9 protein-coding genes and 1 pseudogene are annotated in these 10629 nt (G+C 63.1%); 3 read left to right on the forward strand and 7 right to left on the reverse strand.

Going from position 1 to position 10629, the window contains the following annotated elements; genetic code table 11:
* Positions 1-44: 44 nt before the first annotated feature.
* Together HX803_RS26585 and HX803_RS26590 are read left to right on the forward strand one after the other, a co-directional pair.
* Complete coding sequence (locus tag HX803_RS26585) at positions 45-947, forward strand: LysR family transcriptional regulator (protein WP_178924831.1); 903 nt, start codon at positions 45-47, stop codon at positions 945-947.
* Between the two features lie 79 nt (positions 948-1026).
* Positions 1027-1827, forward strand: coding sequence for an alpha/beta fold hydrolase (locus HX803_RS26590; RefSeq protein WP_178924833.1), 801 nt, complete (start codon positions 1027-1029; stop codon positions 1825-1827).
* Between the two features lie 12 nt (positions 1828-1839).
* Here HX803_RS26590 and HX803_RS33215 read toward each other — a convergent pair whose 3' ends face one another.
* From HX803_RS33215 to HX803_RS26605, 4 genes and pseudogenes are all read right to left on the reverse strand, one after another.
* Complete coding sequence (locus tag HX803_RS33215; RefSeq protein ID WP_372339948.1) at positions 1840-2607, reverse strand: methyl-accepting chemotaxis protein; 768 nt, start codon at positions 2605-2607, stop codon at positions 1840-1842.
* A gap of 87 nt (positions 2608-2694) precedes the next feature.
* A pseudogene (locus HX803_RS33220) lies at positions 2695-3792 on the reverse strand (cache domain-containing protein); the annotation flags it as partial.
* Positions 3793-3929: 137 nt separating this feature from the next.
* Complete coding sequence (locus HX803_RS26600; RefSeq protein WP_178924837.1) at positions 3930-4862, reverse strand: DMT family transporter; 933 nt, start codon at positions 4860-4862, stop codon at positions 3930-3932.
* A gap of 136 nt (positions 4863-4998) precedes the next feature.
* Positions 4999-5481, reverse strand: a complete 483-nt coding sequence (locus tag HX803_RS26605; protein WP_372339947.1) for a MarR family winged helix-turn-helix transcriptional regulator — start codon at positions 5479-5481, stop codon at positions 4999-5001.
* A gap of 64 nt (positions 5482-5545) precedes the next feature.
* On the opposite strand from HX803_RS26605, the gene HX803_RS26610 reads away from it, so the two are divergent.
* Complete coding sequence (locus tag HX803_RS26610; RefSeq protein ID WP_178924841.1) at positions 5546-7051, forward strand: FAD-dependent oxidoreductase; 1506 nt, start codon at positions 5546-5548, stop codon at positions 7049-7051.
* Here HX803_RS26610 and HX803_RS26615 read toward each other — a convergent pair.
* The 3 genes from HX803_RS26615 to HX803_RS26625 form a co-directional block, all read right to left on the reverse strand.
* Positions 7029-7517 (reverse strand): Lrp/AsnC family transcriptional regulator, encoded by a 489-nt coding sequence (locus HX803_RS26615; RefSeq protein WP_178924843.1) that lies wholly within the window; start codon positions 7515-7517, stop codon positions 7029-7031. The two genes, HX803_RS26610 and HX803_RS26615, sit on opposite strands and share 23 nt — an antisense overlap.
* A 161-nt stretch (positions 7518-7678) precedes the next feature.
* The gene (locus HX803_RS26620) at positions 7679-9064 is read right to left on the reverse strand and encodes an aspartate aminotransferase family protein (protein WP_178924845.1); all 1386 of its coding nucleotides are present in this window, start codon (positions 9062-9064) and stop codon (positions 7679-7681) included.
* On the reverse strand, positions 9061-10548 hold the full coding sequence (locus HX803_RS26625) for an NAD-dependent succinate-semialdehyde dehydrogenase (RefSeq protein ID WP_178924847.1): 1488 nt from the start codon (positions 10546-10548) through the stop codon (positions 9061-9063). The genes HX803_RS26620 and HX803_RS26625 overlap by 4 nt, the downstream gene beginning before the upstream one ends.
* Positions 10549-10629: the final 81 nt, after the last annotated feature.

Consider the following 10629-nt stretch of genomic DNA (forward strand, 5'->3'; position numbering starts at 1 on the left):
GGCGTTAAACCCCACGTTGCATACGCCAAGCCTATGGACCTTTGATGATCAACTTCCGCCTGATTCGCCACCTCTGGCTGTTCCTCGCCGTTGCCGAAGAACAGAACTTCGGCCGCGCCGCCAAGCGCCTGGGCATGTCCCAACCACCGTTGAGCGAGCAGATCCAGGTGCTGGAGCAGGCGCTCAAGGTCACGCTGTTCGAGCGTTCGCGGCGCGGCGCCAAGCTCACGCCGGTGGGCGCGGCGATCCTGCCTGCCGTGCGCAAATTCGCCGAGCAACTGGAACGCCTGGAGCTGGCGGTGGAGGAGGCGGTGGCGGGGCAGTCGGGCATGCTGACCATCGGCGCGATCTCCACGGCGATGTTCGATGTGCTGCCGGGCCTGATCGACCGGCTCAAGCAGCAGTACCCGCACCTGACTGTCTCCGTGCGCGAGATCGACAGCGTCGAGGCGGTGCCGGCACTGGAAGCGGGGGATATCGACCTGGCGTTTGCCCGCCTGGACGGTGACCTGGGCCCGGCCGTGCAGTCATTGCCGTTGCTGGAGGACCGCTTGATGGTGGCGCTGCCCAGCGATCATCCGTTGGCCGCCCGCACGCGCATCAGCCTGTCGAGCCTGGCGTCCGAGCCACTGGTGATGTTCTCGCGCAAGGTCAGCCCGGTGTACTTCGACAACCTGATCGTCACCTGCCGCGCCAGCGGGTTTTCGCCACGGGTGCTGCACGAAGTGCGTTCGGTGGCGTCGCAAATCGCGTTTGTCAGTTGCGGGCAGGGCATTGCGCTGGTGCCGGCGTCGTTGAAGAAGCTCGCACCGGACAACGTGGTGCTGCGGGCGTTGACGCAAAAACTCCATGTGGTGACCACCGCCGTGGCCTGGAACAGCGAGCGGCCCAACCCGTTGGTGACGGAAGTGGTTGCGCAGTTTCAGGCTCATACGATTGGCGTATGAATACGTTCCGCAATCCGTTATTTACACCTCGATCAATTCACCCGACAGTGGCGGCTTTTCTGTTCCGGGAGCCCCTGTCATGTCGTTCGTCCACACCCACCTGCCGCTGACGGTAGACGGCGTCTCGCTGAACATTGCCGCCTTGCATCGCACGGGCGAACGTGCGCCCATCCTGTTTTTGCACGGCTTCGGGTCCACCAAGGAAGACTACGCCGATATCGTCCTGCACCCGGCGTTCGACGGTCATCCCTTCGTCGCTTACGACGCGCCCGGCTGTGGCGAAAGCGAATGTGCCGACCTGTCGAAGATCGGCATTCCTTTCTTGTTGGAAACAGCAGTGCAGGTGCTGGAGCATTTCGCGATCGAGCGCTTCCACCTGGTGGGCCATTCCATGGGCGGCTTGACCGCGCTGATGTTGGCGCACCGCTTCCCCGACCGGGTGCTGAGCTTTACCGATATCGAAGGCAACATCGCCCCCGAAGACTGCTTTCTCAGCCGTCAGATCGTCGACTTTCCCGCAGATGATCCCGAGGCATTTTTCAACGCTTTCATCGAGCGTACCCGCCAGGCGCCGGCCTACGCCAGCGCCCTCTATTCGGCGAGCCTGCGCCACAAGGTGCGGGCGCGCGCGGTGCGCGGGATCTTCCAGTCGATGGTCGAGCTGTCTGACCATGGCGACTTGATGGGCAAATTCCTCGGGCTGCCTTGCCCGACGATGTTCATGTACGGCGAGCAGAACGCCTCGCTGTCCTACCTGCCGCACATCCAGGCCCACGGCGTGCGCCTGGCGCCGATTGCGCAGTGCGGGCATTTCCCGATGTATTCCAACCCGGTTGCCATGTGGCAGCAGATTGCGGATTTCCACCGCCACAGTGGCTGATGACGGCGGGCGCTACGACTTGAAGCGCCCCACCAACCCATTCAGCTCCGTCGACAGGTCAGCCAGCCGCCCCGAATCGTCTTGGGCCGAGTTGGCCAGGCTTTCCACCAGGCGCGCTTCGTCGTAGATCTGCTGGATATGCCGGTTGATCTCTTCGGCGACGCTGTGCTGTTCCTCGGCGGCGGCAGAGATCTGCAGGTTCTGGTCGCGGATCTCGTTGACCGACAGCTGGATGCCTTCAAAACTGTCCCGTGCGTTTTCGATGGACGACACACTGGCGCGGGACAGGTCCAGGCAACTGCTCATCTTCTGGGTGACTTCTTCGGTCTTGCTGCCCAGGGTGCCGAGCAACTGCTCGATCTCGCCGGTGGAGTCGGAGGTGCGCTTGGCCAACGCCCGCACCTCGTCGGCCACCACCGCAAAACCCCGGCCCTGGTCGCCGGCGCGCGCGGCTTCGATGGCGGCGTTGAGCGCCAGCAGGTTGGTCTGTTCGGCGATGGCGCGGATGGTGCCGAGGATCTGGTTGATGCTGCGGCTGCCGGCTTCCAGCTCGACCATGGCCTGGGACGATTCGGTCAGGCGCCGGCCCAGGCGGTTGACGTTGTCGGTGGTCACTTCAATCTGCTGTTTGCCCTCGGCCACGCGGCGATGGCCGTTCTCGGCCGATTCCGCCGCGCCACTGCATGAGCGCGCCACCTCGTTGGCCGTGGCCACCATTTCGTTGAACGCGGTGGACACCAGTTCCACTGCCTCGCGCTGGCGCCCGGCCGCTTCGTTCATGTTGTGCGCCACTTCGCTGTTGACCTTGGACGCATCCTGCAAATTGGTCGACGCCGCGCCGATGTGCTGGATCAACTGGCGGATCGCCGCGAGGAACTTGTTGAACCAGCCCGCCAGTTCGGCGGTTTCGTCCTTGCCCTGTACGTGCAACTCGTGGCGTAAATCGCCCTCGCCCTGGGCGATCGATTGCAAGCCGGTGCTCACCTGGCCGATGGGCTTGATGATCACCTTGGAAAACGCCGCCGCAATCAGCCCGAAGATCAGCACCAGCACGGCGACGATGACCGTGGTGAGGTAGGTCATGCGCGTGGCGGCAGCCATCACTTCGTTGTATTCGATCAGGCCGACATAGCGCCAGCCCAGGCCCGGCGAGGTCCAGACGTTGGCCATGTAGCGCACCCCGTCGATCACCACTTCGGTGGAGCCCTGGGGCGTTTCGGCCAGGTGTGCATACGGCGCGCCGAGGTCCTTGAGGGGCTTGAAGTTGTGCGCGGCATTGCGCGGGTCCACCAGCACCACGCCGTCTTCGATCAGCATCACGTAGCCGCTTTCGCCCAGCTTGATGCTCTTGAGCAACTCGGTGAGGTTTTTCAGCGACACGCTCACCACGAACACGCCCTTGGGTTTGCCGGCGTTGTCCAGCAAGGCGCGGGCGGTGCCCACCAGGGCCACGTCGTCCTTGTCGTAATAATAAGCAGGGGTGCGCACCGTCTTGCCGGGGCTGGCCATGGCGGCCTTGTACCAGGGGCGGGTGCGCGGGTCGTACTTGGCCAGTTGTGGGTCATCCGGCCACTTGGCGTAAGTGCCGTCCTCCAGGCCGATGGACAAAATGGCGGCAGACGGGTGGGTTGCACCAAACCGTGCAAACTGGTCGATGACCTGCTGGGCCTGGGCTGGCATCGGCTGGCTGGCCGCATTGGCAGGCTGGTAATCCTTTAGAGTGTTCACCGAAGTGTATACAGGATCAGCGGACATTTGATCGACGTTCTGCAGCGTGCCATCGAAGAACTGCCGGATGTTGCCATCGATCTGGCGTATTTCACGGGTGCTGCCATCAATGAATTGTTCGACCGCCTGGGTCCGTGTGTTCATGACGGAGATCACCGCGACCAGGCTGACCGGGATAAACGCGACGGATACGAAAGCAAGCACTAGCTTATTTTTTATTTTCATCGAGACGACCATCAGCGGGGAGGGCGGCCAAACCGTCGACTCCGGGCGAGAGGCGGCGATTTGCTATCACTGTCTGTTTCGGCTCGATGCGGGGAAATCTTTAGCGATATTTTGTGTACAACAACAATACTTTTTGTCCTGAATATTTTTCAGGTCGATAACCGTGCGACAGCTTTGTCCCCGTGCAACACATCATGCCCGCTGACCACCACGATGCCGACCAACACCAGGAGCGAGCCGAGCACAAACGTCGACTCCAGCGGCTCGCTCAACAGCCATACGCCGAACGCCACGCCAAACAACGGGGTGAGGAACGACAGCACGCCCAGCCGCGACCCCAAGTAACGGCTTAGCAACCAGAACCACACCAGCAGGCTCAGGAACGAGAACACCACGGTCTGAAATGCCAGGCTGGCAAACGCGATGCCGGAGAGGTGGAACCGGGTTTGCCCGGTGACCAGCGCCACCAGCCCGAGGATGATGCAAGCGCCGGCGAGTTGGTAGAACAGCGTCAAGGGTGCCGGCGCATCCGTCAGCCTTGAGCAGCGAATACTCAAGGTGGTCGCGCCCCAGGCGATGGCGCCGACCACGCCCAATGCATCCCCCATCCGCTGCGGCGTGACCCAGCCATCGCCCGGTTTGCCTGGCGTATAAAAGGCGATGGCGATACCGATAAAGGCGATCAGGATGCCCAGCCATTGCAGGCGGCTCAGGCGCTCACTGGCAAAGCGAAGATGCAGGCCGATGGCGGCAAATAGGGGCGCGGTGTAGAGGAAAATCACCATGTGCGCAGCCGAGGTGTAGCTCAGCCCCACCGACACCGCGATGTACTCGACGGCGAACAGAACCCCGACCACCACGCCGCCTCGCCAGGTCTGCCAGTGGCACTTTTCGCGGTAGCGACGCAAGGTCAACAAGAGGCCCACCATCACCGCGGCAACCCCGGAGCGCAGGGCGATTTGCAGCATCGGCGAAACATCCTCGGCGGCCACTTTGATCGCCACTTGTTGTAGCCCCCAGATGGCACACACCACGACCATCATCACGGTGGCTGTTTTATCCAGTGTCTGGCGATTTTCCACGGTACGACTCCTCTGACCCAATGGCATCAGTCTGGGGTTGTCGTAATGGTGGGATATAGCGCAAAAACGACAAACGATAGCGAGGAATCGTCATTCGCGCCGTGGCCCGAACCACGGCGCTGGCAGCCGCATCGACTCAGCCCATGTCCTGGGTGGCACGTGCAGAATCGTCCTTGAGCTCCTCGGCGAACTTGCGCATCAAGCGCACCAGGTTGTCAAAGTCGCCTTCGTCCCAAGTGGAAAAGATCGACACGCCAATGCGTTCGCGCGCGGCGTCAACTCGGTCAGTCATGACTTTGCCTTTTTCGGTAATCACCGACTCGCGCAGGCGGCGGTCGAGCGCGCTTGCCTGGCGCTGGATCAAGTCGAGGCTTTCCAGCTTGGTCACTTGCCGGCTGACAGTGGTGTAGTCGCGACCGACGCGGTCGGCCAGTTCGACCACGCCGATAGGGCCCAGCCGTTCTACCAGCACCAGCAGGGGAAACAGCGCGCGGTCCAAGGAAATTCCGGCCTCGCGCACCATCGCTTCATCGCGCTGGGGGCGGTTCATCACCCCCACGATCTCAACCAACGACCCATGCAAATCACGCAGCTGAGCGCTCATATGTGCGTTTTGCACGCTTTTTCTTGACACTGTGTTTCTCCGTCTTAATATGTGCATATTGCACATATAGGTGGTCGTTATGAACGAGCAATGCGCGGTCGATGTTCTGATTTGTGGTGCCGGTGCGGCCGGCTTGACCTTGGCGATAGACCTGGCCAGGCGCGGTATCCGCTTTCGTCTGATCGAGAAAAACCACCAGCCTTTCCACGGTTCCCGTGGCAAAGGCATCCAGCCCAGGTCGCAGGAAATCTTCGAAGACCTCGGCGTACTCGACCGCCTGTTCGCCATGGGTGGAGTCTATCCGACTGAGCGGCGCTACCGCGACGACGGCAGCACCCTCGACGCCGATCCCATCGAACACAGTGCCGCGACTTCGGCTGAGCCTTATCAGCAACCGCTGATGGTGCCGCAATTCCTGACCGAACAGGTGCTGCGCGAGCGGTTGCTCGAACTGGGCCACCGGGCAGTGTTTGGCTGTGAATTGACAGGGTTTGAGCAAGACGCGGACGGCGTGACCCTGCAGCTCAATGGCCGCGCAGGCCCGCAAACACTGCGTACGCGCTGGCTGGTGGGGGCCGACGGGGGGCGCAGCTTCGTGCGCCAGGCGTTGAATATCGGCTTCCCGGGCAAGACCCTCGGCGTGCGTGCGCTGGTGGCGGACGTGCAGCTGTCAGGCCTGTCGTCGACGTATTGGCATCGTTTTGGCGAGGGCGACCCACAACGTCAGATTGCCATTTGCCCACTGGCCGGCACGCAACTGTTCCAGATTCAAGGCCCGATTGCCCTGGACGCCGAGGTGGACCTCAGCGCTGAAGGCTTGACCGCGATGGTGGCCCAGCGCACCGGGCGCGATGATATCCAGGTGCATGAAGTGTCTTGGGCGTCGGCCTACAGCATGAATGCGCGGCTGGCCGATCAGTACCGTATCGGCCAGGTGTTTCTGGTCGGGGACGCCGCGCACATCCATCCGCCGACCGGTGGCCAGGGGCTCAACACCAGCGTGCAGGATGCCTACAACCTCGGCTGGAAACTGGCGGCGGTGGCCAACGGCGCACCTGAAGCGTTGCTCGACAGCTACGAAGAAGAACGCCGGCCGGTAGCGGCCTCGGTACTGGGCTTATCCACCCAACTGCTCGATAACCTGCAACGTGGCGACGTGCGCCGGGGCCGGGAAGTGCATCAACTGGACATTGGTTACCCCCATTCCTCGCTGGCGGCGGGTCGGGCGGACCGCGCCGGTGCGCGTGCGCCGGATGCACGGCTGCGCGGCGCGGCAGGCCAATCGCTACGCCTGTTTGACCTGTATGCCGGTCCGCATTGGACGCTGCTGTGTGTGGCCGGCACGTCCGCCGACGTGGCACCAAGGCCAGGGTTGCGAATCCACCACGTTGGCCTGCAAGGGGAAGTGATTGATGACCAAGGGCAGATGCAACACGCCTACGGGCTGGCCGCAGGGGATCGGGTGCTGGTGCGCCCGGATGGCTATATCGGCGCGATCTTTTCGTCCGATGAGGGGGCGCGGTTGGAAGGCTACTTGTTGCAAGTCGGCCTGCCGAGTGTGATCAGTCCTGAGTCGTCGCGTTGACGGCTTGAGCGGGTAGCGCCCCCGGCGTCTTGATGGTCTTGGTCACGATGTAGGTGAAATAGCGCTCGATGGCCAGGTCTTCCAGCAGCAATTGGTCGATGAAGCGCTGGTACGCGTCGATGTCGGCGGCGCGAATCATCGCGATGTAGTCCACGCCGCCGCCGGTGGCGTAGCAGAACTCCACCTCCGGCGCGTCGCCCATGCGGTGTTCGAAGCGGCGCATGTCCTGGGCGGTGTGACGGGCCAGGGTGATTTCCACCAGCAACTGCTGGCTCTTGAACACCTGGTTCCAATCGATCACCGCACGATAGCCTTTGACCAGGCCCGCGTTCTCCAGCTTGCGCACCCGCTCCCAGGCCGGGGTGACCGACAGGTTGATCGCCTCGGCCAGGCTGGACTTGGTGATGCGCCCATCCTCGGAAAGGATGCGCAGGATGTTCAGGTCATAACGGTCAAGCTTGTGCATCAAGGAAAAACTCCACAGGCCATAGTAAGGCGGCGCCCTCACGGCCATCGCCGGCAAGCCGGCTCCTACGCGGGTTCCGCGTTTCGCCAGCCCCCTGTAGGCGCTGGCTTGCCAGCGATGGTCGTCAACGATAACGCACATCCGTCGAGCGTACGCCGTGTTCAGCCGAGGATTTCCCCCGCCACCTGGTCAATCGCACCCTGGGTGATGTCGACGATCAGGTCCGCGTCTTCCCGTGTGAGGATCAACGGCGGAGCAAAGCCAAGGATGTCGCCATGGGGCATGGCCCGGGCGATCATGCCGCGCTCCAGGCAGGCCGCCGAGACTTTCGGGCCGACTTTCAACCCGGCATCGAACGGCGTGCGTTGCTCGCGATCGGCCATGAACTCCACGGCGGCGAGCATGCCATCGCCACGCACTTCGCCCACCAGCGGGTGGCCTTCGAGGGTTTCGCGCAGGCGGCGGTTGAGGTACGCGCCCACCTGCTCGGCATTTTCGGTGAGGTTTTCGCGCTCCAGAATGTCGAGGTTGGCCAGCGCCGCCGCCGCGCAGATCGGGTGCCCCGAATACGTCCAGCCGTGGCCCATGGCGCCGTCGGTGGTGGAGGCTTTTTCGATCACGTCCCACACTTTCTCGCCAATGATCACCGCCGACAACGGAGCGTAGGCGCTGGTCAGGCCCTTGGCCGTGGTGATCAGGTCCGGGCGCATGCCGTAACGCTGGCTGCCCATCTTCGACCCCAGGCGGCCAAATGCGCAGACCACTTCATCGGCAATCAATAGCACATCGTATTTGTGCAGCACCGCCTGGATCGCCGCCCAGTAACCGGCCGGTGGCACCACGATGCCGCCGGTGCCCATCACCGGTTCACCGATGAAGGCGGCCACGGTGTCCGGGCCTTCGGCAAGGATCATCTTTTCCAGCTCATCGGCGCAGTACCGCACGAACGTGGCTTCATCCATGCCCGCCGGGGCTTTGCGGTACCAGTGCGGGCACACGGTGTGCTGGATGCCTTGCTCCGGCAGGTCAAAGTGCTGATGGAAGGCAGCAAGACCCGTGAGGCTGCCGGTCATGATGCCCGAGCCGTGGTAGCCACGGTCGCGGGAGATGATTTTCTTCTTCTGCGGACGGCCCAGCACGTTGTTGTAGTAGCGCACCAGCTTGATCTGGGTCTCGTTGGCGTCGGAGCCCGACAGGCCGTAATAGACCTTTTTCATGCCCTCTGGCGCCCAGTCCATGATGCGACTCGACAGCTCGATAATCGCCTCCGTCGAGTGGCCGACGTAGGTGTGGTAGTAGGCCAGCTCCTTGGCCTGCTTGTAGATCGCGTCCGCCACTTCGGTACGGCCGTAGCCGATGTTCACGCAATACAGCCCGGCAAACGCGTCGATGAAGTCACGCCCTTCATGGTCACGGATGCGGATGCCCGACGCGCTCTGGATGATACGGCCCTTGAGCGCGCCGCTGGCATGGTCGTGGGCGTGGGTGGACGGGTGCATGAAGTGCGCGCGGTCCTGTGCGAACAGGTGGTCGAGTTCGTGGTTCATAGCGAGTCTCCTTTGAATTGTCCTTGGTGGTGCAGGCAAAAGTATTTGGTTTCGACAAAGGCCTCGAAGCCCTCGGTGCCGCCTTCGCGGCCCAGGCCCGAGGCTTTCATGCCGCCGAACGGAATCGGGTGGCCAGTGAACTTCACACCGTTGACCGCGACCATGGCGTGGTCGAGGCGACGGATCAGTGGGTAGATCAGGTCCAGGCGGTTGGAACAAATGTAGGCGGCCAGGCCGTACTCGGTGTCGTTGGCCAGGGCAATCGCCTGCTCCAGGCTGTCGAAGGGCATTACCCCGGCAATCGGCGCAAAGTTTTCTTCGCGGTAGATGCGCATCTCGGGCGTGACATCCGCCAACACCGTGGGCTGGTAGAACAAGCCGCCCAGCGCATGGGCTTCACCGCCCACCAGGCGTTGCGCGCCCAGCTGCAAGGCGTCCTCCACCCGCGCGGCGGTCACATCGAACGCGGCCTGATGCATCAACGGGCCAACGTCCACGGCATGTTCTTCGCCGCCTATCAGCGCAGGGCCCACGCGCAGTTCGCGCACGGCGGCGGCAAAGCGCTTGAGGAAGGCGGGGTAGATCGCGCGGTCGACGAGGATGCGATTGGCGGCGCAGCAGTCCTGGCCGGAGGTCTGGAATTTGGCCTCCACCGCGACCTTCACCGCCAGGCCCAGGTCGGCATCGGCACACACAATGAACGGCGCATTGCCGCCCAGTTCCAAGGCGACCTTCTTCACGTCCTGGGCGGCCGCTTGCAGCACCAGCTTGCCCACGCGGGTCGAGCCGGTGAAGCTCACCGAACGCACGCGGCTGTCCTGCACCAGGGTTTGCATGGCCATCTGCGGCTCGCCCAGCACCACGTTGAACACCCCGGCCGGGAAGCCGGCTTCCTCGGCGAGTTGCGCCAGGGCAAAGGCCGAGTAGGGCGTTTCATGGGCCGGCTTGACCACCACCGTGCAACCGGCCGCCAGGGCGGCAGCGGCTTTGCGCGTGATCATTGCCGAAGGAAAGTTCCACGGCGTCAGCAGCGCGCAAACGCCCACCGGCTCCTTGAGCGTGCCCAGGTGCGCACCGGGAATATGGCTGGGGATGTTCTGCCCGTACAGCCGCCGGGCTTCGTCGGCAAACCAGGGAATGAAACTGGCGGCATAGGCGATTTCGCCCCGGGACTCGGCCAGGGATTTGCCTTGTTCCAGGCTCAGGATGCGCGCCAGGTCTTCCTGATGTTCCAGGATCAGACTGGCCCAACGCTTGAGGACGGTTGCGCGGGCGTCAAGGCTCTGTTCGCGCCAAGCCGGGAAGGCGCGATGCGCGGCCTCCACGGCGGCAGTTATCTGCGCTTGTTCAAGCATCGGCACATGGCCGATCACGTCCTGGGTCGCCGGGTTGTGCACGGCGAGGGTGCTGGCGCTGTCACTGTGGACCCAATGGCCGTCGACATAGCACAGCGCCTTGAACAGCAGTGGGTGTTTGTAAGTCATGGTGGTGGCTCCCAATCGTCTGAGTGCAGTCATGCTAGGGCAGGGCAGCGCAAGAAAAGGCGGGTTTGGCGGGGGTGGGGC

The sequence above is a fragment of the Pseudomonas sp. P7548 genome (assembly GCF_013386585.1).
Classification (GTDB): Bacteria; Pseudomonadota; Gammaproteobacteria; order Pseudomonadales; family Pseudomonadaceae; genus Aquipseudomonas.